Annotated in this window: 23 protein-coding genes and 1 tRNA gene; 10 read left to right on the top strand and 14 right to left on the bottom strand. The window is 53.5% G+C overall.

Annotation, left to right across the window (positions count from 1 at the left end; all coding sequences use genetic code 11):
• Positions 1 to 2: 2 nt before the first annotated feature.
• Positions 3 to 824: an FHA domain-containing protein gene (locus tag LUQ43_RS00730; RefSeq protein ID WP_299962752.1), complete on the bottom strand. Its 822-nt coding sequence runs from the start codon at positions 822 to 824 to the stop codon at positions 3 to 5.
• 155 nt (positions 825 to 979) lie between these two features.
• Here LUQ43_RS00730 and LUQ43_RS00725 point away from each other — a divergent pair, with 155 nt between their 5' ends.
• Both LUQ43_RS00725 and LUQ43_RS00720 read left to right on the top strand, forming a co-directional pair.
• Positions 980 to 3,577 carry a YcdB/YcdC domain-containing protein gene (locus tag LUQ43_RS00725; protein WP_299962750.1) on the top strand — a complete coding sequence of 866 codons (2,598 nt, stop codon included), beginning with the start codon at positions 980 to 982 and terminating at the stop codon, positions 3,575 to 3,577.
• A gap of 229 nt (positions 3,578 to 3,806) precedes the next feature.
• Complete coding sequence (locus tag LUQ43_RS00720) at positions 3,807 to 5,330, top strand: hypothetical protein (RefSeq protein WP_299962748.1); 1,524 nt, start codon at positions 3,807 to 3,809, stop codon at positions 5,328 to 5,330.
• On the opposite strand, the gene LUQ43_RS00715 is transcribed toward LUQ43_RS00720, so the two are convergent.
• Positions 5,272 to 5,553: a hypothetical protein gene (locus tag LUQ43_RS00715; protein ID WP_299962746.1), complete on the bottom strand. Its 282-nt coding sequence runs from the start codon at positions 5,551 to 5,553 to the stop codon at positions 5,272 to 5,274. The genes LUQ43_RS00720 and LUQ43_RS00715 overlap by 59 nt on opposite strands.
• 94 nt (positions 5,554 to 5,647) lie before the next feature.
• Between LUQ43_RS00715 and LUQ43_RS00710 the strand changes: the two genes are divergently transcribed.
• Both LUQ43_RS00710 and LUQ43_RS00705 read left to right on the top strand, forming a co-directional pair.
• On the top strand, positions 5,648 to 6,166 hold the full coding sequence (locus LUQ43_RS00710; RefSeq protein WP_299962744.1) for a hypothetical protein: 519 nt from the start codon (positions 5,648 to 5,650) through the stop codon (positions 6,164 to 6,166).
• Positions 6,167 to 6,774: 608 nt separating this feature from the next.
• A complete protein-coding gene (locus LUQ43_RS00705; protein ID WP_299962742.1) occupies positions 6,775 to 7,137 on the top strand; it encodes an NIPSNAP family protein in 363 nt (120 codons plus the stop codon).
• A gap of 44 nt (positions 7,138 to 7,181) precedes the next feature.
• Here the strand turns inward: LUQ43_RS00705 and LUQ43_RS00700 are convergent, their stop codons facing one another.
• Together LUQ43_RS00700 and LUQ43_RS00695 are read right to left on the bottom strand one after the other, a co-directional pair.
• Positions 7,182 to 7,781 carry a hypothetical protein gene (locus tag LUQ43_RS00700; protein ID WP_299962740.1) on the bottom strand — a complete coding sequence of 200 codons (600 nt, stop codon included), beginning with the start codon at positions 7,779 to 7,781 and terminating at the stop codon, positions 7,182 to 7,184.
• Positions 7,782 to 8,939 (bottom strand): ATP-binding protein, encoded by a 1,158-nt coding sequence (locus LUQ43_RS00695; protein WP_299962738.1) that lies wholly within the window; start codon positions 8,937 to 8,939, stop codon positions 7,782 to 7,784.
• Between the two features lie 449 nt (positions 8,940 to 9,388).
• Between LUQ43_RS00695 and LUQ43_RS00690 the strand changes: the two genes are divergently transcribed.
• From LUQ43_RS00690 to LUQ43_RS00680, 3 genes are all read left to right on the top strand, one after another.
• Complete coding sequence (locus tag LUQ43_RS00690) at positions 9,389 to 11,362, top strand: PINc/VapC family ATPase (protein WP_299962736.1); 1,974 nt, start codon at positions 9,389 to 9,391, stop codon at positions 11,360 to 11,362.
• An 18-nt stretch (positions 11,363 to 11,380) separates the two neighbouring features.
• Entirely contained in the window at positions 11,381 to 14,173 is a 2,793-nt protein-coding gene (gene leuS, locus LUQ43_RS00685; RefSeq protein ID WP_299962734.1) for a leucine--tRNA ligase, read from the top strand.
• 147 nt (positions 14,174 to 14,320) lie between these two features.
• Entirely contained in the window at positions 14,321 to 15,589 is a 1,269-nt protein-coding gene (locus LUQ43_RS00680) for a WD40 repeat domain-containing protein (RefSeq protein WP_299962732.1), read from the top strand.
• Between the two features lie 253 nt (positions 15,590 to 15,842).
• Here the strand turns inward: LUQ43_RS00680 and LUQ43_RS00675 are convergent, their stop codons facing one another.
• The 3 genes from LUQ43_RS00675 to LUQ43_RS00665 form a co-directional block, all read right to left on the bottom strand.
• The gene (locus tag LUQ43_RS00675; RefSeq protein WP_299962730.1) at positions 15,843 to 16,604 is read right to left on the bottom strand and encodes a zinc-ribbon domain-containing protein; all 762 of its coding nucleotides are present in this window, start codon (positions 16,602 to 16,604) and stop codon (positions 15,843 to 15,845) included.
• A gap of 2 nt (positions 16,605 to 16,606) precedes the next feature.
• Complete coding sequence (locus LUQ43_RS00670; RefSeq protein WP_299962728.1) at positions 16,607 to 16,825, bottom strand: hypothetical protein; 219 nt, start codon at positions 16,823 to 16,825, stop codon at positions 16,607 to 16,609.
• Between the two features lie 119 nt (positions 16,826 to 16,944).
• The gene (locus LUQ43_RS00665; RefSeq protein ID WP_299962726.1) at positions 16,945 to 17,256 is read right to left on the bottom strand and encodes a DUF5611 family protein; all 312 of its coding nucleotides are present in this window, start codon (positions 17,254 to 17,256) and stop codon (positions 16,945 to 16,947) included.
• A gap of 34 nt (positions 17,257 to 17,290) precedes the next feature.
• Between LUQ43_RS00665 and LUQ43_RS00660 the strand changes: the two genes are divergently transcribed.
• Both LUQ43_RS00660 and LUQ43_RS00655 read left to right on the top strand, forming a co-directional pair.
• Positions 17,291 to 18,097, top strand: a complete 807-nt coding sequence (locus LUQ43_RS00660; protein ID WP_299962725.1) for a proteasome assembly chaperone family protein — start codon at positions 17,291 to 17,293, stop codon at positions 18,095 to 18,097.
• Positions 18,098 to 18,103: 6 nt separating this feature from the next.
• Positions 18,104 to 18,505, top strand: a complete 402-nt coding sequence (locus LUQ43_RS00655; protein ID WP_299962723.1) for a DUF473 domain-containing protein — start codon at positions 18,104 to 18,106, stop codon at positions 18,503 to 18,505.
• A 43-nt stretch (positions 18,506 to 18,548) separates the two neighbouring features.
• Here the strand turns inward: LUQ43_RS00655 and LUQ43_RS00650 are convergent, their stop codons facing one another.
• The 3 genes from LUQ43_RS00650 to LUQ43_RS00640 all read right to left on the bottom strand — a co-directional run bounded on the left by LUQ43_RS00650 (position 18,549) and on the right by LUQ43_RS00640 (position 22,132).
• Positions 18,549 to 19,502: a PEGA domain-containing protein gene (locus LUQ43_RS00650; RefSeq protein ID WP_299962720.1), complete on the bottom strand. Its 954-nt coding sequence runs from the start codon at positions 19,500 to 19,502 to the stop codon at positions 18,549 to 18,551.
• Between the two features lie 342 nt (positions 19,503 to 19,844).
• The gene (locus LUQ43_RS00645; RefSeq protein ID WP_299962718.1) at positions 19,845 to 20,903 is read right to left on the bottom strand and encodes a PEGA domain-containing protein; all 1,059 of its coding nucleotides are present in this window, start codon (positions 20,901 to 20,903) and stop codon (positions 19,845 to 19,847) included.
• Positions 20,904 to 21,097: 194 nt separating this feature from the next.
• Positions 21,098 to 22,132, bottom strand: a complete 1,035-nt coding sequence (locus LUQ43_RS00640) for a PEGA domain-containing protein (protein ID WP_299962716.1) — start codon at positions 22,130 to 22,132, stop codon at positions 21,098 to 21,100.
• Between the two features lie 154 nt (positions 22,133 to 22,286).
• On the opposite strand from LUQ43_RS00640, the gene LUQ43_RS00635 reads away from it, so the two are divergent.
• Positions 22,287 to 22,361 (top strand) — tRNA-Arg (locus tag LUQ43_RS00635).
• A gap of 114 nt (positions 22,362 to 22,475) precedes the next feature.
• Here the strand turns inward: LUQ43_RS00635 and LUQ43_RS00630 are convergent.
• From LUQ43_RS00630 to rpoA2, 4 genes are all read right to left on the bottom strand, one after another.
• Complete coding sequence (locus LUQ43_RS00630) at positions 22,476 to 23,180, bottom strand: metal-dependent hydrolase (protein WP_299962714.1); 705 nt, start codon at positions 23,178 to 23,180, stop codon at positions 22,476 to 22,478.
• Positions 23,181 to 23,297: 117 nt separating this feature from the next.
• Complete coding sequence (locus LUQ43_RS00625; RefSeq protein ID WP_299962712.1) at positions 23,298 to 23,774, bottom strand: NusA-like transcription termination signal-binding factor; 477 nt, start codon at positions 23,772 to 23,774, stop codon at positions 23,298 to 23,300.
• A gap of 14 nt (positions 23,775 to 23,788) precedes the next feature.
• On the bottom strand, positions 23,789 to 24,079 hold the full coding sequence (locus tag LUQ43_RS00620) for a 50S ribosomal protein L30e (protein WP_299962710.1): 291 nt from the start codon (positions 24,077 to 24,079) through the stop codon (positions 23,789 to 23,791).
• Between the two features lie 27 nt (positions 24,080 to 24,106).
• Positions 24,107 to 25,282, bottom strand: a complete 1,176-nt coding sequence (rpoA2, locus tag LUQ43_RS00615) for a DNA-directed RNA polymerase subunit A'' (RefSeq protein ID WP_299962708.1) — start codon at positions 25,280 to 25,282, stop codon at positions 24,107 to 24,109.

Here is a 25,282-nt window from a genome sequence, read left to right as displayed (position 1 = left end):
CATCAGGTACCCGGGGGGATGATCACGAGAAGTTTTGCGCCGGTCGTTCCCTTCGACAGTTCGATAAGATCCCCGTCATGGAGGGGAACATACTCGTTCTGGCCGAGGGGGGTTTTGTTGATCGTGGTGCCCCCGCGGCTCCCGCAGTCCTCGATGCACCAGGTTTTTTTGTTCCGGACAAGCCGGGCATGGGGCCGGGAGACCCGGCTCACGGAGGAATATCCCTGCGACAGGACAAGGTCCTGTCCGGGACTGACCAGTGCCTGTTTTTCAGGATCGGTCCTGCCAATCAGTATGATATCGTGGGAGAGGGAGAAGGCCATCCCGTCATCCTGCCCGCCAAGCACGATGAGGACCGGGGCATTTCCGAAGAGTTCGCGGGAGACCATTTTTCGTGTCTCGTCGATCTTTTCGGATATATCGTTCCTGACAATATGCATTTTCATGTGGGAGAACAGTCCCAGATTGCGGACCATCAGTTCAAGCCCGCCGGGCACAAGGGAGTATTCCCAAAAGAGCTGGACGCCTTTCTGCCGGGGGTCCGTGATCCCTGCCTCTTTTTTGATCACCCCGATCTGACAGAGCCGGTCGAGATGCTTTTTCGTATTCTCATAACTGGTCTCGACCTCCTGCGAGATCTCCCGGGTTGTGCCGGGTTTTTTCTCCAGGCATTTCAGTATCTTAAGCCGGGTGCTGTTCGAAAGGACATCGAGGTATTCGGAGAGTTCTGCAAGCGGGTCCAGGTCTCCGAGACCCTCGACCGTCCGGAACTTTTCGCCCGGGTCATTCTGATGTACCCAGGTCCTGCTACCCGTTTCCCTCATACCCACTCCCTCTTTCAGCATATGCGTTCCGGAGTTATATCTTCTTTACCGGGTTGCACCGGCCGGTTCAGGGCTGAACCGGGAAGTTCAACCCATAACCCCGGTTATATGAGGCGCTTATTATCTTGCAGGAAAGAGTAGATCCCGTGAGGGGTATGAGAAAAAACCTGTTCGTTCCTGCAGCCATCTGCCTGTTTCTCCTGACTGTCATTGGTCCGGCAGCAGGATTAACCGGAGATGGCGGCTCCGTAACAATCGCCGCGCCACAAAGCGGGATGTATACCTGGGGAGATATCATCACATTCTCCGGTACAAATACGGATTCCGGTACAACGTATCTCTTTATCACCGGACCCGGCCTGAACATGAACGGTGCCCGGATCCAGAGCATGCACCCGGACCAGTCTCCGGTGAGCGATGGCGATGCATCTTCGTTCCAGGCGGTCCCTGTCGGACCAGATAACCGGTGGTCATACACGTGGGATACCCGGAATGTTCTCATCGGGCCCGGTACGTTCACGATCCATGCTGCCGGAGCGCCACGGGATCTGGCCCATATCAACAGAACGAATTCCGACACGGTATCGTTCCTGAAACTTTCGCCGGAAAACACGGGAATGCCGACGGGTATGATCGCATCGACCGGCAGCAATGAACCCATTATCATAACCCGGCCGGAACGGCAGAGTATTTCGGATAACGATATTCTCCCGCCGCCTTCTGTTGTCAGGGAGGGAGACAGGATCAGGATCTCCGGTACGGTAAAAGGCAACCCGCCTCCCGAACTCGTGATCTGGACCACGGAGTGGGATCCCGATCCGGTACACGGGGGCGGCGGGTCCGGCTGGGGATATGTTTCCCCGGATCCGGCAGGGAACTATTTCACCTACATCATCGACAGCAATGCGATCAGCCGGATAGAAGCCGGCAATTATCATGTTGTCGTCCAGCACCCGATGCAGAACAAGGTCTTTGATATCACCCCCAACACCAACGGCAACGAAAATAGCATGAACTCCTGGATCTGGAACAGGATGCTCAAAGAGAACAACGATGCAAATGGTTCAAAAATCTTCATGATGTATGGTCCCGGGGGCCTGCAGGGTGACAATGCCTACAAGGCGCTCATCGAGGCGTTCAAAGATCCGAATGTCGATGATATTATTGCGATCGCTCCCTCACCGTCGGTCACTCCAGCCGGGGTAACAACAGGGGAAACGTCCCGGCCGGTGATCGTAAACGACACGGGAGAAACGGGAGAAACAGCAATCACGCAGCCCCGGAATGAATTTCCCTATGCAGAACCCGCGGCGGGATCCTCGTTTGAAGTGGACTCGGTCGTGGTCGATCCAACGGGGGACCTTGCATCCGGGATCCCGGTAACCGTCTCGTTCAGGGTGAACTTTTCGGAGACCGGTAACGAGACCTTCCCTTCGGCGGACGTTCTGCAGATGTCAACCGGCCTGGAGAAACCCCGGTGGGAGTATTCTCTTGTCCTTGACGGCGTTGAAAATCCCCAGCCGGATTCAGCCGGCCGATTATTGAGTGTCAGCGGATGGGTGTTGTCCTACCCGCCATCAAACGGCGAATGGCTGAAAGTAACGCTGAACGGAACGGCACCCCGCGTAACATCGTCCGCAAACGTCACGCTGTTCACGGTGACGGAGGTCGATCCGGCCGGCAATCCCATCCCGGGATCCGATTTCATCCTTGCCGCCCGGATTAATCCGGTGACCGATCAACCGGCCCTGTCCGGGACCGGCGTCCAGGCAATTCCAGCCGATCAGGTTACAACTGCCGGGGAAACTATGGCAATGGAAGGATTTTCCCGTCTGAATGTGATTCCTGCAGGTTTCTCTCCGGTTAACAATGAAAACTTCCGCGATATCATCGGGTGCGTCTGGTACAATACATCGGTATTCACTGCGGTATCGGCGGGGAATTACTCTTCCGCTTTTGCGAAGAAGGGTGCAGTGATAACGAAAGAGCAGGCAGAAAAGATCGCCAGGTCCGCGTTCCCGCAGTATTCCCCCGACCGTATCGTGATGGATTATTCCGATATCTCCGTCAACTCCCGTTGGTGGCATTTTGACATGCGTAAGGGCGACCAGCAACTTGTCCTTGGCACGCTCGATGCGAATACCGGCGATCTTACCGAGTACCAGGTTCCTTCCCGGTACTGGACGGGTACTCTGGAGGTACCCCGTCTCGCCGCTGTATCCATGGAGATTGCACAGCGGGCTGCGGAGAACGAGATCCGGGAACGGAATGGCGGACTCCCCTTAACGCTGGTCGATTCGCAGGCTGATTATGACGGCACCTACTTCTTTGATTACCGGAGAATCATTCAGGGGGTCCCCAGCAACAATAACGGTATCACCATTACGGTGGATCCGGGGACCGGTAACGTCGTCAGGTACTATAAGGCATGGTACACTCCGGAGAATGCGGTCGCAGCGCAATCTTCCCCGGCCATCTCCCGTGACGAAGCAACAGCGCTTGTTGAACGGCATGCCAGGATATGCCACCCGGAATCGTCCGACAGTTTCAGGATCGTATCTGCGGACCTCCGGTGGATGGATATCTACAACCAGGATCAGTACCTCCCATCGCCCGGCGTCATCCCGCTTGGCTGGTATGTCCGGTTCGATGATACCGCGATCCGGGCACAGGATTACCCCGACCCGGCCGAGGGATGGGTCGATTCAGAGAACGGGACCCTGCTGTCGTTGCACTACATCCACCGTACCTGATCGGGCCTTTTTTCCGTGACGCGAAGGCTGAGAAGGGAGTGTCCCGCATATCCAGATCTGATTCTTTTTAAAAAATGCTTCCTCCTGTGAAAAACGAGGGATACACTCTTTTTACCCTGTTCTCCGGCTGCACCGGCCATTTCAGGGCTGAACCGGGAGGTTCACCCCATAACCCCGGATATTTTGGGTGCTTATTACCTTGCAGGAGAAAACGATCCCGGGAATACTTATGAAGAAAAACCTGTTTGTACTTTTCGCAGTATGCCTGTCGATCCTGGCTGCGATAATCCCGGTCGCGGGATCCACCGGAGACGGAGGATCCGTAACAATCGTCCAGCCCAACGAGGGGGCTTATTCTATCGGAGATACACTCACGTTCTCCGGTACCAACAACGCTTCCGGTACAACGTACCTCTTTATTACCGGGCCCAACCTGAACACGAAAGGATCAGAGATCCAGAGTACCAATCCGCACGATTCTCCCGTTACTGATGGCAATGTATCCACGTTCCTCGCCATCAGGGGTTCTCTAGGTAACACATGGTCCTGGGAATGGAATACGAAGAACGTGCTCATCGATGCCGGAGTGTACACGGTCTATGCAGCCAGTACACCACGGGATTTACCGCATGTCAACAGTACGCGTTTCGATACGGTTACCTTCATCATGAAAAGACCGGCAAACGCTCAAGTGGCCGCCATGGACACATCCACCAGTGGGAACCCGGCAGGAACCGGAAGCAATGCATCCGTAACCATAACCCAGCCTAAAAGCGGGAGGTATTCCATAGGAGATACGGTCACGTTCTCCGGCACCAACACCGGTTCCGGTACAACGTATCTCTTTATCACCGGGCCCAACCTGGACGCGAAGGGAGCACAGATCCAGAGTACACATCCGGGCAACTCCCCCGTTATCGACAACAATGCATCCACGTTCCTGGCAGCCAGTGTCGGTGCGGATCACCAATGGTCATATACATGGAACAGCCAGAAGGCCCTCATTGATGCCGGCATGTTCGAGGTGTTTGCAGCCGGTTCGCCCCGGGATCTCCCTCATATAAACGACACGCAGTACGCCAGGGTCTCCTTCATCATGGCGAGGCCGGCGAACATCGAGTCCCCGGAGGGCAATCTCTCGACACTCTCGGTTGTCATGAAGGGAAACACGATCACGATCTCCGGTACCGCAAAAGGCAACCCGGGTCCCGGTGTGGCCATCTGGATCATTGGTGCGCCGGGTTCCGGCATGGCGGGTTACGCAGACCAGGTAATTGTCCACCCGAATCCCGCCGGATCCTATTCCCTGGATCTCGACAGGGCAACGACCGGACTGGAAGATGGCAAATTCCATGTTGTCGTCCAGCACCCGATGCTGAACAATGTCTTTGATATTTACCTGGCCAACAATACCGCAGGAAACACAGCGGACGGCTGGGTCCTGAACCGGATGCTCAAGGACAACACCAATGCAGATGGTACACGCGTATTCAAGATTCGCGGGGCCGGGAGCCTGCAGGGCAACGATGCCTACGAAGCGCTTGTCCAGGTATTCGAAGATCCGGCTGTCGATGACACGATCGTGATCTTCCCCTCAACCGTTAACCCGGCCGGATCCGGTGATACCGTACCCGTACAATCGAACCTGGTTTCGGAAACACCGAACCCGTTGACCAGCGGACAGAACACAAAAACTACAGCATCCGCCAACCTGATAGACCAGGTCTGGGGTTTCCTGTCAGGAGTTTTCTAAAAGGGAAATACTCTTTTTTGGCCCGAAGCCAGCCGATCGTGTACAGTTTCTGCAATACCGGCAGCAGCCCCTGGCCCAGCACGTAATAAAAGATCGTGTACACAGCGGTGCCGATCAGTGCAGCGAGGACGGCCGTGGTCAGACTGTCCTTTGCACCGAAGAATTTTGCAACGTAGTAAATGATAACCGTTGAGATGATCAGCGCGACAACGAAGGTCAGCACGGTCGGGACGTTGGATACCAGAGGAGAGTGAGACCGTGTGTGCAGCGGGTCCCCAATCCAAGAGTTTATCGTCCCCCAGTCGATCTAAAGGAACATGAAAGGTTCATCGGTTCTCATGGTAATGATGGCAGTTGTCGTCCTGATGACGGCTATAAGTGGTTGTACGAGTACCAGTAACACGCCGGTTGGTCCGGTTGGTCAGGTTGAAAACACTCAGGCGGTCACGTATACTCCAACGCCGACCCCCGCAGTTACCCCCCTGCCGACATCCGCACCAGCCCCGGAACCGGACACGGCGGCAATTGCGGACACGGCATTTTTCAATGCGGCTAATGTATGTTTGGCTGCTACCCCTGTTATCTCCGATGTAACCACCCAGCTGGCGTTTACCACCTGCATGCAGAATACTCCGGACCCGAAAGGGGTGTGTGCGGTGAACTACAAGTATAACATCCTCAAAGCGACAAAAGATGACGCTACCAGTGCGGGATATGCAAGAGAGAACAAGAGAATTCCTCTGGTACGGGACGCATACAACAGGAATTTGTCCTACAATACCATGACCGATACTGTCGAGGAATGCAGTCAGCAGCGCCTGGGTGTCCCGATCTGAGGTACCCGGACGTTCAGGTACGCGTGCGGGGATCCGGGCTGCGATATGGAACGGCGATGCCGGGAGCTGGCATGCAGGGGGGTATCCAGCATACCCCCCCTCCCTTTTATTTTCAAATCGATCAGACCCCCCCACCCCCATGGGGGGGAGGTATCCGGCATACCCCTCCCCCCCTCCGGCCGGATCAGACCCCCCGTGATCATTTCTGGGAAGCCTTCGAAACGACCGCTCCCCCGGACCTTGGATACACGGGCCTGAAAAATCCGTGTGCAATAATGCACAGTTCCCATTTTTGAGGAGGGGGGTGTCCGGCATACCCCCCCTCCACTTTTTTTCAAATCGATCAGACCCCCCCTGCATGGGGGTGGGGGGGTATGCACCAGACCCCCCTTCGATCAGGGGCCGGGGGGTTCCGGGAAATCACCGGTAGAGCCGGGTCTGCCGTCTGTACATCTGCTGAGGCGGGGCGTTTTTGAGCCGGGGGGTATCCGGGAGACCCCCCCCCCACGTACGGGAGGGGGGGTCCGCCATCACACGATAAGATACATCATCGTTGCACTGCTATCCCTTTTGAGAATCTTTTGCAGCGTGATACTGGAGTACAAATCATGACGAACGAGCAGAACAATTCCCGTGGTGTCTACCAGATTCGTATCTATGAGGTCGCGCCCGACAAGAAGGAGGTCTTCCATAACCGGTTCAGGAACCACGCAATGCGGATCATGAAGCGGTACGGTTTCGAGTTTGTTGCGCTCTGGGAAAGTACGTCGGTTGTGGACTTTGAGTTCATCTATATCCTGCGCTGGCCTGATGTCGCGACAATGGATCGCCAGTGGAAGGCATTTCTCGCGGACGAAGAGTGGATCGCTATCAAGAAGGAGACGGTTGCTGAGACCGGGGAGCCGGTGTTGAAGGTGACGGGGCGGGTGATGAGTGAGATGGGGTATGGACCGGGGTTTAATCTAAGATAGTTGATCCACTTATTGAGAGAATGGGGGGCGATTGGGGGATACCCTTATTCAATTGAAGGTGAGAATTCTAAAACCCTGTTAATACAACGATCCAAACTATCTGAATTTTCTTTTGCTTTCATCGGATTCCAATATCGCGAAATATAAATTAACATACGTTTGTTATACCCTTTTCCGACAGTTGACGTTCCTTTCGGCAAAATATCAGTTTGAATGTCTTTTTTGCAATGTTTTCCGATGATATGAAAAAGATATTTTTTTGCATCATATAACAATTCAACATCTTGTCGAATTTCTTGTTTTGGTACTTCAAAATATCTTGAAAAATTTTGGGTATCGGCAATTAACCAAGCTTCTACTTCGGGTACTGCAATGCGAAAAAGAAGATTATTATGTTTCTCTTTTCTCAGCCATGTTCTTATTAAATTTGGAGCACATGTATCGAAATCTAAATCTGAGAACACAATATATGGTGTGACTTCAGCAACTTCATTGAAGAAATTGATATTTTCTTGAATGTAGTTTCTTCCTCTTTTTTTGTAAATTGTACCTATTTCCAAATCAGATCGCATAGCAATAATTTTTTTTATTGTTGCCTCGGAACAATCATCTTCACAAACAATATTAATTGGAATTTTTTCCATTCAAAACTCCAATAACGTTAATTGTGTCCCAATATTTTTTGGAGATATTACAGGGAAAATGGCATCTGCCGGAAGCATTCCACTTTGTAATAATTTCCGAATTTCTCTAATATCAGATGCTAATTTTATATCCGTTCCTTCATGCGTGGGATTAAAAATAATAATTTCATCCCCTCGAATTCCGGAATATGATAATAATTCCCAACTATGCGAACTGACTACCACTTGGCTAGGTTTTGTTTTTTTCTTTTGAATTTCATATATAATTGGAACTAAATTTTGAATAATTCCAGAATTTAATGATAATTCAGGTTCCTCAAGCAATAGTAAAGAATCCCTCGTATCTAAAATTGACCACAAGAGTCCAATAAGCCTTAAGGTGCCATCAGAAAATTGATCCTCTCTTTGTTTTCCCGCTTTAGGCCGCCAATGATCATAATGAGCTTCTAAATGTGGAAAGCCAAGTTCATCTTTTACAAAAGATAATTCTTGTAATCTTGGAACAGCAATTCGTAGAGCATCCTGAATCTTATCTAAACGATTTTTCCTTAATTTCGGATTTGTTTTCGCCAAATATTCAAGAAAATGTTGCCCATATGGATCTTCAGGAATTCCCGGGCCGGAGAATGCTTGAGGATTTCGAATTAATTGAGGGATTACATGAAAGTACTTAAATGTCTCAAAATATTGGAAAATTGGACGAAACGCATCATTAACTTGCATTTGTTCGAGATGCGTCCGCGATAATTTTTCTCGATCTGATTTATCTTTATCATCAGGTCGGTTTAAAATCCGCTTTCCCTCTTTAACAATAACTTCTGAACGCACCAAATGTTGATGTTTTCTGCGGCCTTCTTGCATGATCCGTAGAGAATAAATCCACGTTGGTGATTGGTCATATCGTTCCCCTAAATGGATTTCAATCTCAATATCTGGATATCTTCTCGCGGACAAACAACGAATTTTGGACATTCCCCCACGAGTGGTAATAGCTTTTTGAAGGCCAATTACGACAATATCATGTAAAAATCTAAAAATATCAATAAAATTGGATTTGCCAGATGCATTTGGACCTATTAAAAATGTGATATCTTGAAGAGAGATATCAACATCCTGAAAATTTCTCCAATTTTTCGCTTTCAAACGAATTACTTTCATGAAAGAAGAACTCCAGTTGACTACCTTTTAAAATAACAATACATAAAATTATGTAAATTTTTTGGAGATTTTTGTTAACCTAAATAGCCTCACATAAAAACGATAGGTTAAAATCGAAATTATCGTTTCTCGAAACGAGATTTTTTTTACCCCTCTCAAAATTTACTAAATCCCCCTACTCCATTCTCATAGTTCGGGACCGCAACTCGAAAATTTTGACAAATTTTTTCGTGCCTCATTCTTTCAGGATTTGACACCACCTTTGCCTCCCCTTACTCTTATAAACCCTGTGGTACTATATCTACCACATCAACGATGCTGCATCGTTGAATAATATGTGCTGCACGTCGTAACAACGTAGCTGGCACACAAACAGGGAGCGCGTGCTGCGTTCTCCCACGAGAATAGTATAGCATACCATAGAAGACCATAACGAAAGAGGATATCATATGATTTTAGTACCAGATACCAGCGTCCTTATTGACGGGCGCATAACATCGATGATAAAAGCCGGTGAATACAAGGGTGCAACAATAATCGTCCCGGAAGCAGTGATTGCTGAACTCGAGGCGCAGGCAAACAACGGGCGCGAGATCGGGTTCTCGGGCCTCAACGAGCTCCAGTCGCTGTGCAAAATGGCCGAAGAGAAGACCATTGAACTGAAGTTCTCCGGTATCCGCCCCACGCTTGAACAGGTAAAGCTTGCAAGCGGCGGCGAGATCGACGCGATGATTCGCAGTATCGCCATTGAGAACAAGGCACGGTTCATCACGAGCGACAACGTGCAGGCCGAGGTGGCCCGGGCCAAGGGGCTCGATGTCATCTACTTAAAACCCCAGGTAACCGATTTTGTCCCGCTCGCCATCGACCAGTTCTTTGACGAGCACACGATTGCGGTGTACCTTAAGGAACGGATCAGCCCGATGGCCAAGAAGGGCTCCATCAACGACATGAAACTCGTGAAGATCCGCGACGCTCCCACAAGCGAGTACGAGCTCCGGATGATGGCCCAGGAAATTCTTGAGCGGGCGAAGAGAGACCCCGACGGCTTCATCGAAGTCGAGAAGCGCGGCATCACGGTCGTCCAGATCGGCTCCATGCGGATCGCCATTGCCCGCAGGCCGTTCTCGGACGGCATGGAGATCACCGCGGTCCGCCCGATCGTTGACGTGACCTTGAAGGACTACACCAAGTCCGATATCATCACGAAGAGGATCACGAGCGACAAGCGGGGCATGCTCATCGTCGGCGCCCCGGGTGGCGGCAAGACCACGCTCGCCCAGAGCGTTGCAACATACCTCTCAGAAAGCGGCTTTGTTGTCAAGACCATGGAAGCCCCACGCGAACTCCAGGTCCCGGACCAGATCACGCAGTACACGATGCTTGACGGCAGCATGGCCAACACCGCCGACGTCCTCCTGCTCGTCCGCCCCGACTTCGTCATCTTCGACGAGCTCCGGAAGGCCGAGGACTTCAGTGTCTTCTCCGACATGCGCCTGGCCGGCCTCGGCATGGTCGGTGTCATCCACGCCAATGGCGTGCAGGACGCAGTCCAGCGCTTCTCCGACCGGGTAGACTTCTCGGTCCTGTCGCAGGTCGTCAACACCATCATCTTCCTTAAGCAGGGCGTCATCACGAAAGTGTACGACGTCGCGTTCACCATCAAGGTCCCCGAGGGGATGGGCGGCGAGGTACACCTCCGGCCCGTCACCACGGTCACCGACCACGAGACGGGCGAACTCGTGCTCGATATCTTCCGGTACGATGGCCAGACCATCGTCATGCCGGTAATGGTCGTCCCGCAGGCAGCAGCGGTCCCCGCTGCACGTTCAGGGATCCAGGTGCAGAACGTTGGCCAGCCGGTCAACACCCACGAGTCCATGCGGGCACCGCAGGCAACTCCCGAACCCGCCCGGAAAGAGCGGGAGAAGGAGAGCGACGAGCGGCCCGGGTGGAAACTCAACGAGAAGGAGATCCAGCGCGAGATCGGGCGCTACTCCGACGGATTTGTGGACGTCCAGATGCTCTCCGACACCAAAGCCGTTGTCTATATCGATGACAAGGATGTCCCCGCCGCAATCGGCAAGGGCGGCAAGAACATCTCCGCCATTGTCAACAAGCTCGGCATCGGGATCGACATCAAGCCCCGCTCCGAGTTCGACCGGCAACAGGTCCAGCCCAAGAACGACGAGGAGTTCAATCTCGGCGGAGGCCTGAAGATCCAGACCGACAAGAAACAGCTCACGATCGTTGCCCCGGGCGAGAGCGGCAAGATCGTGGACGTCTTTGCCGGCAAAGAATACCTCTTCACCGCAACCGTGAACGAGACCGGCGAGATCCATCTTGCCAAGAATTCCAGCATTGCGCAGGAAATGATCCGGCGCTATACGAACAATGAGGTCATCAAGTTAAGACCGGTATAATTTTTTCGTGGATGGTGCATGTCTGTGAGCCAGTTCGATCTATCTGCATTCGAAGAAGAAGCGCACGAGAAGTGGACACATTCTTTTGAGTCCAACCCCTCGAAACTCGAAAAGTATTACCTGAACGTTGCCTTCCCGTACCCGAGCGGCGCCATGCACGTCGGGCACGGCAGGACCTACATTGTGCCGGACGTTGTTGCACGGTACCAGCGGATGAAGGGAAAACAGGTGCTCTTCCCGATGGCGTTCCACGTCACCGGGGCACCCGTAGTCGGTATCTCGAAACGGATCGCCAACAAGGACGAGAAGACGATCCGGCTGTACCGCGATCTCTACCGCGTTCCGCAGAATGTTCTCGACGAGTTCACCGACCCGCTGACGATTGTCAAGCACTTTGCCAACGAGTACCAGCGGGTCATGACCGCCTGCGGTCTCTCCATTGACTGGCGCCGCCGGTTCATCACCGTCGACCCGACCTATTCGAAGTTCATCGAATGGCAGTGGAAGCACCTGTACGAGGCAGGGCACGTGATCAAGGGTGTCCACCCGGTGCGGTACTGCACGGTAGACGACAACCCGGTCGGCGACCACGATCTCCTTGAAGGCGACAAGGCCGAAGTGATCAAGTTCACGCTCGTCATGTTCCGGTTCGGCGACGCGTTCATCCCCTGCGCAACCCTCCGGCCCGAGACCATCCACGGGGTTACGAACCTCTGGGCCAACCCGACGGTCACCTACGTCAAGGCGCTCGTGGACGGCAGGGCCTGGATCATCTCGAAAGAGGCGGCCGAGAAACTCGTCCTCCAGGACCACACGGTCGAGATCAGGGAAGAGATCAAGGGAAGCGACCTTGTTGATAAGAAGGTCAGCCACCCGCTCTGCGGCGAGGTCCCGATCCTCCCCGCGGAGTTCGTGGACCCCGACATGGCAAGCGGCATGGTGATGAGCGTCCCCGCCCACGCCCCGTTCGATTACATTGCCCTCCGCGACCTCCAGCAGGCAGGGAAGTACACGACCATCAAGCCGATCCCGCTCATCAAGGTCGAGGGATACGGCGAAGTCCCGGCCCAGTTCGCAGTCGAGAAGGCTGCAATCGCAAACCAGATGGACAGCCGGATGGATGCCCTCACGCAGGAGATCTACTCCGCGGAGTTCTCGAAAGGCAAGCTCTTCGCACAGTACGGCGGCAAGCCCGTGAAGATCGCCCGCGACGAAGTTGCCGAACTCATGACCGAAAAGTACGACTCGGTCGTCATGTACGAGTTCGACCAGCGCCCCGTCATCTGCCGGTGCGGCAACCGGGTCAAGGTCAAGATCCTCCATGACCAGTGGTTCCTGAAGTACAGCGACCCCGCGTGGAAGCAGGAAGTCTCGGACCACTTAAAGGACATGGCACTCGTGCCCCCCGAAGTCCGGGTCGAGTTCGACCGCACGGTCGACTGGCTCAAGGACTGGGCCTGCACCCGCCGTGTCGGCCTCGGTACCCGCTTCCCGTGGGACAAGCAGCAGCTGATCGAGCCGCTCTCGGACTCCACGGTCTACATGGCGTATTACACCATCGCCCATAAGATCCGTGAGATAGACCCCAAGCTCCTCACCCCCGAGGTCTTCGACTACATCTTCCTCGGGAAGAAGTCAGACGATCTCCCCCAGAAGAAGAAACTCGACGCCATGCGGGAGGAGTTCCTGTACTGGTACCCGTACGACTTCCGGTTCTCGGCAAAGGATCTCATCTCCAACCACCTGACCTTCCAGATCTTCCACCACTGCACGGTCTTTGAAGGACAGAAAAAATTCCTCCCCAAGGGCATGGTCGTTTTCGGCATGGGCCTGTTGAACGGCGCCAAGATGTCCTCGTCCAAGGGCAATGTTTTCCTGCTCGAAGACGCGGTCAGCGAGTTCGGCGGCGACACCGTCCGTATGTTCCTGATGGGCAGCGCCGAGCCATGGCAGGACTTTGACTGGAGGAACGAGCTCGTCCTCTCAACGAAAAAGCAGATCGAGCGGTTCTACAACACCGTGATGGAGATAAAGGACGCGAGCGGCGAACCGCACGACATCGACCGCTGGCTCATGAGCCGGCTCCAGGAGCATATTGCCAGGACCACCGAGGCGCTGGACAACTTCCAGACCCGACAGGCCCTGCAGGAGGCATACTTCGGGATCGAGACCGACCTGAAGTGGTACCGCCGGCGCATGCCGAAGGATTGCGATGGCAGCAGGGATCTCCACACCCTCTGCTCGGTCTGGACCCGGCTCCTTGCCCCGTTCATCCCGTTCACGGGCGAACACCTCTGGAAAGAGATGGCAGGAGAAGGACTCATCTCGTTCGCCCCGTGGCCGGTTGCGGACAAGAAGCTGGTCAACGAGAAGATCGAGCTGGCCGAAGAACTCCTTGCCCGGACGGTCGAGGATATCGAGTCGATCCGGAAGCTGATCCAGATCACGCCCAAGTCGATCACCATCGCCCTTGCCCCTGCATGGAAGCACGATATCTTCCGCATGATCGCAACAGCGAGCGACAGGAACAGCGTGATCAAGGAGATCATGAAGGACGAGAACATGCGGAAGCGCGGCAAGGAAGCAACCGATGCAGCCAAGCAGTGCACGACCCTCATCCACCGCCTGCCCCCGTACGTGGTCGAGCCGCTCGCACGCGAACCTATCAACGAGAAGGCAGTCTTCGACTCCGCCAAGGCATTCCTCGAACAGGAATTCGGCGTGCCGGTCCACATCGTTGAGGCGGAAGGAAGCGGCCTGGTCAAGGCACTGACCGCACTGCCGTTCAAGCCGGCGATTATTATTGAATAATCAGACATCCCTTTTTTTCAATTAGCCGGTTTTCCTGACCATTTTCCCGTGCATCAGACCGGAATATCCAGCGGATCTTCCATGCGTATAACCGCGAGGTTCCACAAATAAGATAACCCGGTGCATGATACGATTCATGGATATTCCATGCGCACCGGCTTCCTGAACAGGTATCTGGCAGTAGTTCTCCTTCTCTCCGCATGCCTCGTTGGCACCGCGGCCGCAACAAGTCTCGGGATCGACTGGAAACAATCCCCGATCCTCGCAGACAATGTTTTCTCCGGGGTCACGATAACACCGGATGCATCGAAAGTCTTTTCCGGGGGCAGCCAGCTGCTGGTCCGGAACTGGGAGGGGGATGCACACTGGGGCGGGCAGGTCGGGTTCATTGCTGCCATGAGCGCCGATGGCCAGTACATTGTCTCGAGTTCGGGCAGCACGATCACCCTGCTGAACACCAGCGGCTCGCAGATCTGGTCGCGGAACATGGATGGGCAGATCAAGGCCGTTGCCGTATCGAAAAATGGTTCCTTTGTCATATCCGCTGACGACAAGGGCAACTACAACTCGTGGGCCACCAACGGTGACTTCTATGGCAGGAACAAGACCGATATAGTAAAAAAGATGGCCATCGCCCCCTCGGGCGACCTGGTGGTTGTTACCACGGATGCTGGAATACGCTTCTTCGCGCCCGACCTTGAGCCGGTCTGGACCGACCCCCGTGCAGGAAGCCTCGACGATTATATCCAGATTGCAGATGACGGATCTACCATCATCACGGCCGGGGGTTCCCGGGTCTCCTCGCATACCCGGAAAGGCCTGCTGAACTGGCAGGCCGAGGTAACCAAGGATACCATCAATGATCTGGCCTGTAGTGAGGACTGCTCGCTCATCGTTGTCGGGAGCCAGGACAATGCCGTCCGCGGCCTTGACCGGTACGGCAAGACCCACTGGACGTACTCGACCGGACAGTGGGCAAACGCGGTGGCCACTTCGAGAAACGGTGCGGTTGTTGCCGCTGGCGCAAATGACGGTACCCTCTTTGTCTTCGATCACAACGGTAATCTCCTGACCAAGCGGTCGTTCGACAGCCGCATTCAGCCACGGACACTGGCAGTCAGCAGGGACGGATCGCGGATCGCTGTTGCGGACCAGTATTACCTGTACGGGCTCACCCTCACCGGGGTCAGCGGTTCTGATGCCGATTCCGATACGATATTTGTGGCCGCATCGCTCAACCCGGTGCCTAAGACCACGGTAACAACAGTTGCAACTCTGGTCCCGGTTGTTACTGGTACCGTATTGGAGACGACAACTGCGACACCGGCTGCAACAAAACAATCACCTGTTGGTGTATGGATCGTTCTTCCGGCCGTGGCCGGTGCGTTCTCCCTGGTAAAACGATACCGGCAGTAAATGGCAGGTATTCATCTCAGGTTCTGTCAGGATCCTTGACGATCCGCTCCGGCTACACGGCGCAGTAAAGATCTCAGGGATCTTCATTTCCTGTGTCACACGTTCTTATCGGGGGCTGAGGTGACCCGGTATTTCGTTGGTCTGCCGGTAATGTAATGATACTATGGTGGATTCCAAAAGGTGAGATCGAATCCCACCCGTGTTGTAACCGGTGAACAAGGAAACACCAGCGGTTCCCTGCTTTAAAAAAAGATCAGAAAAATTTTATTTTCACGCCACCGGCCCGGAAATACCCGAAGGGCATGTGGACCCGGTCCCCGTAGGCTGATTTCAGGATAGTGACAAACCGGTCATCTTCTCCGATACGGTATTCGGCCTTGCCGGCGCTGGATTTGATAGTCATGGCGAATTCGCTGTAAGCCGCGTTGGTATCATCCGATAACAGGCGCAAATCAATCGCGGAAACTGCTGCGTTTTCAATAGCGGTATTGCCGGGCGTCTCTTTTAAGACTGCATCAGGTGCCATGGACTCATACCGCCGTGCGTACTGGAACTGGGCTGCCATCTGGTCGCCCATGATACCGAAGAAGCCCTTGCCTTCGGCTTTGGCCTTTGCCTGTGCTTCGGCAATGGCTGCATTCAGCATCGCCTGGGTGAGCCGGGAGAGGATCATGCGCCGGTTCGTGATGACGATGTTGTACGTATCATACGACATTCCCAGCATCTTCATCTTGCGGGCATTGGCAATTACCCCGATAACCTCTTCGCTACCCGGGGCAGCGGCCGGATCTGCGGGGGCAGGGGATGTACCGGATGCCAATACATCGCAATTCCCGCTGGTCTTCTCATCCGGGCTCATGTGAGTACTGCAGGCCGGAACAATTGGGGTGCTTGCCGATGAAACAGCCGCTGGTGCAGGTACTGGGGAGGCTTCTTCCGATAATGATGCCCCGCAGTTCCTGCAGAATTTTGCATTGGGTGCTACGCTTTTCCCGCATTCAGGACAGAACGGCATGATCAATCACGTACCCTCCGGTTCACCACCGGAATTAATGAGCCTTCCTCAAGGGTAACGCGCGAGCGGTAACGACGGAACCGTATGGCTGCAATCACGAGGATACCGATGACCAGTAAAAAAAGATCATGAACCGTGGTCTGGACGGCCAAAAATTCACAACCATGAACCACCGTGCTGACGCCATAGCCGGCCCCGGAACGGACCGGGATCCGATACACGGACAGAACGGTCACCACAAAGGGGGGAAATGTGGGGCATACCACGCCGGGAAAAGGATTTAATTCCCGGCAGTACCGCCCCACCGGATGACGCCGGGGTGTAGAGAACCAGGGAGTCTTTATTCCACGCTCTTGGCCCGCTTGACCCGTTCCTTGGTGGAGAACCCGGTCACCCCATCGAGAAATTTCCGGAACCGCTTGTTGGTGTCGATGATAACCTCATCGCTTGCACTGATGTCCGATTCCGTATCGATGATGACGGACTTCCCTCCGGCCCCTATGAACACATCCAGTCGCTTCAGCGCACCGAACACGACCCGGAAACCCTTGTCGGTCTTCTGGGGTTCAATGCCGAAACAGGCTTTCAGTTCCGCGGCAGCCAGGGACTCAAGATCTTTTGTCAACCCGCGTTTTATAGGATACTCTTGCATACACTTTTTTAGTACTTTTGTGTATGTTAATCTAATGACGGCAGAGACTCCTGAGTGTTGTACAAAGATCCTCACCAAACTGGGTTCTGTCCACGAAGACCTCGTGGAGATCACCCAGAAGCGCGATCTCAATATCATATCCAGTCCCCTTTCGGAGAACGGGGCGGTCCTCCTGGGATTCCCGGGAAGCGGGCTCGTGGGCACCATCGCCCTCCAGTACCTGGTCGACCAGCTCAATTTTGAGCAGATCGGTTCCATGAACTCCCGCTACTTCCCGCCGCTGGCGATGATGAACAAGGGACTCATCAACGATCCTGTCCGCATATACGCTAAAAATATCGGCGATACTCCCATCACCGCGATCGTTGCCGATATCCCGATTGCCCCCCCGATCTGCTACGAGATCGCAAGCGCCCTGATAGGGTGGCTGGAACCCTTCAAGCCTAAGGAAGTCCTGACCATTGCCGGTATCGTCACCAATGAGCCGGAGAAACGGGTCTTTGGCGTTGCCACGACACCGGAAGCACTCCAGCGGATCCAGGACAATACGCTCGTCCTCCCGATCGGGAGCATCTCGGGGATCGCGTCCAGCCTCCTCACGGAATGTAAGGCCCGCACCATCCCTGCGATCGGGCTGCTGGGAGAGACTATCAATGCTCCCGACCCGCGGGCAGCCGCTGCCACAATCGACGTGCTCAACAAGATGTACAACCTTGCCCTCGACATCCAGCCGCTGATCGAACAGGCCGTGGAGATCGAACAGACCATGGGAAAACTTGCCGAAGAAGTGCAGCAGTCCGCGGATACGACTCCCAAAAAAGACCTGCCGATGTACGGGTGACCTGACATGAGATGCGCCGCACTAACCAGCATATCGCCTGATATCATCAAGGATCTCAGATCCGGCAGGCCGAGAACGATCGAATTGCAGAGCACGCATAACATCGTGACCATTGCCGGGGTTGAGCCGGGCGAGGACAAGCATATCTTCATGACATCGATCGATGTGGAGGATCTCTCTCCCGGCGATTCCGGGATCTGCGTATTCCTTCTCTCCACTGCCATCTCCATGAAACGCGTGGTGGAGTTCTCGCACGGGGGCATGGCATACGAGGAGAGGGAGCGCATGTCCGCGCGGGTGCAGGTGAAGTTCTGCTCTACCTCCGTGATCAAGGAAGTGTTCCACGAGAGCCTGATGAAGCCGACCGAAGTCGAAGTGCTCAAGTCCTCGTGTTACCACGCGGGATGAAATAAAAGACACGGAAAAAATTTCTTTTTTATTGAGGCCCGGATCAGTGCCGTTTGATCACGACTAAGCCCATACCCACCGCACCAATGATCAGGAGCGGATCGAGGGGGGATGAAGCCGCTGTGGGTGTATCGGTCGGCCACGGTGTCGGCACAGTTACCGTTGATTTGACCTTCGTTGTGGTCAGATCATATGTTTTCACGGCAGCAACCGTGGCGATAGTCTGGACGGGAGTCGAGGTCCTGACGGTTGTCACGGTTGTTGCGGCCGTGGTAGCGGTTGTCTCCGTTGCATCGAGATCTGCATCTTCATCGTATTCCTCCCCGGCCGTCACATAGACAACATCGGTCCAGTTCTCATACCCTGACTTGTAGATGATAACATCGTACGAACCCTCTTCGAGGTCATCAACGGTCAGGGGGGTTGTACCGTAATATTCCTCGAATATGTATACCTCAGCGTTGGAAGGCGAGGAGGTGAAGTAGATACTGCCATTGACCACCGAGGACTCCAGCTCAGCAGTCAGGGACTGCGTGCTGCTGTTGACGAGCAGGGTCGAGGACCAGTTCTCGTAGTCGTCGAGGACGAGCACGATCTCACGCGATCCATACCCGATGGTGAACGAATCGTTCGTGTACCCTTTCTTTGTCCCGTCGACATAGACTGTTGCCTCGGGGGGATAGGAGTAGAAGTATACCTCACTGGTCAGGTTGGTGAGTGTCACAGTATCTATCGTCGAGGTCAGGTTGTCGGTGACGTACGCGGTGTTCGAACTGGTCTCATACCCGGTCAACATCAGCTTGACGGTATGCGTTCCTGCTGTTACGCTTTCGATGATCCCGGGCGTGTACAGGCCGGTAGTCGAGTCATCCAGGTAGATCTCCGCTCCTCCCGGAGATGATGCAACAGAGATGTTTCCCACCGCGGATACCGACGCCGGGAGCACCACTGTAAGGGTCATGATCAGGCCGATATAAACGAGAAATTTTTTTATCATACGTCTTCCATCCCGCATATTAAGCGACGTGAAATGGATGGAATCAGGATATATTTTGTGTATATCGCCTGGGTTAAAATAATCAGAAAACCGGATTACGATTATCCCAGACGGGCAAGGTATTTCCCGTTACCAGTCCGGATGAGCCGGCAATCATCCGGAACGGGATTACATCTCATAAATAATGTGTAGTCATACCGGAGAATAGTTCAAAAATATTCTCCCTGACGCACAGGGCAGAGTTTCTCTTCCATCATACAACCCTTGAGCAGGGATAACAGACCGTGACAGGTTTCATCCGATCGCTTCTTCATGAAGCAGGATGCCTGCGTCTTAAAAAAGTTAGTATTTCCGGTGGAGCGCCAGGATACCGATACCGATTGCAGCCACCACAAACGCACCTTCAAGGGGCGATTCTTGTGTTGTTGTCGTAGGTACAGGTGTTGAACTTGGGGGGGTCTGCTGCTGTTGCATGGCGCCAGTATTCTGGGGTGCTTTTTGGGTAGTGGGTACGGTTGTCGGAACCGTGGTCGGCACGGTTGTCGGTGCGGTTGTTATCGCAACGAGATCTGCATCCACGGTTGTCGTTCCTCCGGAGGTTACCTTGACAAATTTTCCCCAGTCAGTATAGCCGGTCTTCTCAATCAGGACTTTATGGGAGCCCTCGGTGAGTTCATCAACTGTACAGGGGGATGTTCCATAGTACGTGCCATCTACATAGACAGCTGCACTGGATGGCGATGAGGATATGTCGATAGTACCGAGCTGGTCCGTGGTAACCTCAAACGACAGCCCGCACTTCCGGGTTCCAGCGGAATCCAGGACACAGACCTTGTAGGTATCTTCGTCAATATCATCCAGGTCGAAATATCCGGTGACTTCGGTGGAATCGACATCATCGACACTCGCAGTCACGTTGTCGTAATCGGAATTATAGAGATATACCGACTCGACATCGGAGAATCCGGTACCGGTAAGGGTAAATTCAACGCTCTCGTTATCGGTCTGGCCGGTGACAGGCGAGATGGAGGAGAGGGTGATCGCATTTCTCAGGCTGAATCCGTCGACCTTGACGACTTCCGAATCATCCTCGTTCACGACAACAAGATCCCAGCTGCCGGTCTCTTTTGATGACGAGATCGAGAACTTGCAGACGATCGTTGTGCTGCTCAGGGATGAGACCGATGCCGTGATGTTGGACTCGTCATCCCGTATGAGTTTAACTTTCACGGAGCTCGTGTTAAAGTCAGAACCGGTGATGGTGACTGTTGTTGATGTTCCAAGATATGCTACGGACGGGCTGATGGATGAGATGGATGATGACTCTGCACTGGCAGGAAATGCCATGACAAGCAGCAGGGCCATAACCAAGGAAAACCGTATTACGAAAGAATGGTTCATACTTTACTCCCTCTGGGGCTTATAGGAGATACATCAGTAGCCGCCAAGGGATAAATTCAGTTTGTGGGAAATGGGATTATTTTAACGCCGCGGTGTAATATATTGTCCGAAGGGGTTACACTATCCCGATACGAAGATACTTCAGTAAAATCTGTTGAAAAAAGGGGACTTGATTCCTAATGGATAAACCGGGATCAGTGTTTCCGGACCGCGATCAGGGTAAATCCAATAGCACCGACAACCACCAGGGTACCCACCGGAGAGGCGGCAGTAGTCGGCGTGTCGCTTGGCCAGGGTGTGGAGGTTACTATGGTGGACTTTCGGGTTACTTTAATCGTGGTCGGTGCGGTGGTCGGAACTGAGGTGGCGGTGGGTGCGGTTGTTATCATGTCGAGACTGGCATCCACAGTGGTAACGCCACCGTTCGTGACTTTTACACTTCTCGAATAATCAGTGTACCCGCTTTTCTTGATAATGATCTGATGCTTCCCAACATCAAGATCATCAACGGTGATGGGGGTTGATCCTATGCTTGAACCATCTACATAAAGTGTGGCACCTTTGGGGGATGACGAAACGTCGATGCTGCCGACAGCGTCGGATGTGATCGAGAATGAGAGATCGCATACCGTAGTCTTAAAATCGTCCTTGACACACACATCATACGTTGCTTCATCCTTGTCCGTCAGATCGAAGGTCCCGGTTACTTTTGTGGAGGATACGGGATCAACACTCGAAGCAGAAATATTGCTGTATTCATCATTATAGAGATAAAAACTGGAGATATCTGACAGACCGGTACCTACAATGGTAACCTTGACACTATCGTTGTTGGCCCGTCCGGTCTTTGGGGAGATGGAGGTCAGGGTGATTGGGGACCGGATGGAGATAGACACGGTATTACTCGATTCAGATTCATCATCATTAATAATAACAAGCTTCCGGGTCCCTGTATCAACATCATTTAATTTGGAACTGCTGAACGTGCAGACAATCTCTGAAGTGCTGATGGAGGAACTGGTTACAGAAACATTCGAATCCTCTCCGGACTCCATGAGGAGCACCTTCGCAGAACTTGTATTGAAATTACCGGTGATTGTCAGCGTATTGGGAGATCCCTTATAGACTACTGTCGGACTGACAGACGAGATAGTTGACGAGTCGGCAGTAACGGGCACTGCCACGAGAAGCAGAACCATCAGGCACAAGAGAATTTTGAGAGATTTCATAGGTACAATCCTCTTTTTTTTTAGTGAAGAACATGCGCCCTTAGATCAAATATATTTTACCAAATTTATTTGCCATTCCAACCCGGGGGTTTTCCCGGATTTAGTGAAACAGATTAATTATCCCAAAGCGCGAACGTTATAGGCACACAGCCGTGGGCCTGTGGCTTAGCCTGGACATAGCGCCGGGCTTCTAACCCGGATGCCGGGGGTTCAAATCCCCCCAGGCCCGTCTTCTGTTTTACCACCATTCCTTCCAGGTCTTGCAGATGGTATCCCCTGCACATGAGAAATTGATCATGATACCGGAAATTCGTCGGGTTCTCAGGGCACGGGTATACTGACATTAATTTCCTGAAAACGGGGACACTCCATTTCGGGGGAGAAGGATCGCCGCGCCCCCCAGTGCCAGAAGCCCTGCCATCACGCCCGTAACCGGAGCATAGGTCGGGGCAAAACAGCTGGCAGCAATAAACCCTGTCCCTGCAATGAGCAGGACAATACCTGTTACCGCAAGAAGGAGAAACGCAATGAATCGGGCAGGTGTGATCCCTCGTTCGGCCGGAAAAACCTGACGATGTCTCGGAAGACCCAGGTACCACGCCGCGATTACTACCACCAGTGCATACGCAAATACCCACTCCGATAGTGTGGAGACTTCACGCCAGAACGAATACATGACATAGTCCGGATGAAGCTCATTCGGGAACGGCCCCATAAGGGGATAGTACCAGGCAGCGGGACCATTCCACATCTCGTCGAGAATCTGGTGGGAGAAGATCGCACACGCACATGCCACGCCAAGGAGGGTATGCCGGTATCGCCAGAGGAGGAATCCCAGTACCATCGCGATACCAAAAAAGAACAGGGTATGCCCGATTGTCCTGCCGGCTCCCAGGATGCCGGGGAACAGCAGGGCAAGCGGCTTGTCGAGAAGATCGGGCAGAATTGCACTCACGATGCAAAGGGGAAGTGCCCGACGGTCATGAGACAGGTGCCAGAACCCAAGGCCAATAAGGGCACCGAGAAATGCATGGGCGAAGACAAACATAACAACCCTTTTTATGTAATGAAAAATTACCTGCGAATGTTCATTGGAACAGGAAAAACAACAACCCGTTTTGCATCATATCGTCCGTCCGTTACAACGGAAATAAAAAAAGAAAAATTACATCTGGTCCTGCCCGCCTTCGGGCTGGCCATCTATCGGTTTTTGCAGGATCTGGACATCTGCGACATTGTGCTGGCGCAGCGCCAGTTTCTTTGCCTTGAAGATATTTTTGCCTTCCTTACCGATCGCAATCCCGCGGTCCTCGTCACGGACTTCCACGGTTGCGGTCTTCTGGTCTTCCTCGCCCTCGAAAAGAATGGAGGTGACCTGGGCCGGCAGGAAGCAGTTCTTTAAGAACTGTTCCACGTTGCTGTTGTATTCCACAACCTCGATCTTCTTGCCCATGACTTCCGAGGCTTTCTTGATCGAGGCACCCTTCTTGCCGATTGCAAGCCCCATGTCGCCGGGGTTGATGACGAAGATAAGTCTCCCGTTGCGGTCATCCACAACGCAGTCGCGGCTCCCCGCACCGGTCAGGCTCTCGAACTGGGAGATCATGCGCATACAGTCTTCGGTCAGTTTCACTTCGACCATAGCAGGCCCCCTTCTTACGCCCTCTTGAGAGAGAGAATATCTGACTCGCCGGGAGTCACGATGGCAAGGGTGCTGACCATGAACGGCTTACCGCAGGCTTTTCCGAGTGCCACGCTGGAGCCCTCGAACGTGTGGATGAAGAGATTCTCATAGGTGGAAAGTTTTGATTTGAAGTCGGCCGGGCAGTTGCCGGCAACGACTATCATCTGGGCTTTGCCTTCCTTGATGCACTTTTCAGTGTTGTTCTGGCCAAGAATTACATTTCCTGTCTTGATTGCTCTTCTGAGTGAAGCATTAAAATCCATATACAATTCCTCGTAAGTTTCCTAAAGTTAATTGTCGTGTTGTCTGACTGCGATCAGTTTTACATCGCCGGTGCCGAGCTGGATCGGCTGGCCGACAATGACGTTCTCGGTCACGCCGCTCAGTTCATCAACTTCATTTGCGACGGCCGCGTCAAGCAGGTGGTTGACGGTCACTTCGAACGCTGCACGGGAGAGAACACTCTCCTTCTCGCCGGCGATACCGTGACGGCCGATCTGCTTGACTTCGCCTTCCATGCACATCATGTCCGAGATGAGCATGATATGCCGGACATCAACGGCGATACCCTGCTCGTTGAGCGTGGAAACCGCTTCGTGGATGACGGCGTTTCGCGCAGCCTCGATACCGAGAACCTGCGCAATCTCGCTGATGTTATTGGTGCGGGTCCGTGTGGTGTCCACGCCAACGACATCAAATACGTCTTTAAGGTTGGATCCTTCAGTATAAAGTATATACTCCCCGGTCTCTTTCCTGACGACGACCCGGAGGATGTCATCAATGCCCTGCACGATCACGTTCCTGACGTGCTCGGCGAGCTGGAAGAGGTTCTGGTAACTCTCCTTGTCCTTGGGCGAGAAGATGATCGTCGCAGTTGCTTCGTCGATGTCGTGCTCGAAGTCACGATAGTGACGGCGATCGCGGATCTTCTTGGGCGCGACTTCCATGATCTCCGCGGGCGAGATCTTGCGCTTGTCGCAGACCTTGGTGTTCAGGTGGACGACCACGTGCATGTTCTCCATATCCGTGGTGATGTCACCGAACTCGTGGAGCGGGGCTGCCTCGATCTGCCAGCTGACTTCTCGTGCCTTGTCACGGTCGATGCCGAACTCGGGCTCTAAGAAGACTGTCATGGTCGGCGTACTGGGCTCTTTCCTCGCATCCATGATTTCGATGAGACGCGGGAGACCGAGAGTAACGTTGATCTCGGCCACACCAGCGTAGTGGAATGTACGCATTGTCATCTGCGTGCCGGGTTCACCGATGGATTGTGCCGCAATGATACCGACTGCCTCGCAGGGCTCGATCCTGGTGCTCAGGTACTCGGCGTTGACACGATCAAGGATTTGCGTGAACTGCGCGTCGGTGAGTTCCTTTTCGGCAAGAAACTTCCGGAGCTGTTCTTTTGTCTTGGGGGGGAGGGCTGCTGCCTCGACTTTCTTGTCAAACTTTTCTGCGAGCGGCAT

This window comes from Methanoregula sp. (assembly GCF_028679125.1).
Lineage (GTDB): Archaea > Halobacteriota > Methanomicrobia > Methanomicrobiales > Methanospirillaceae > Methanoregula.
This window is presented reverse-complemented; position numbering and strand designations above follow the sequence as displayed.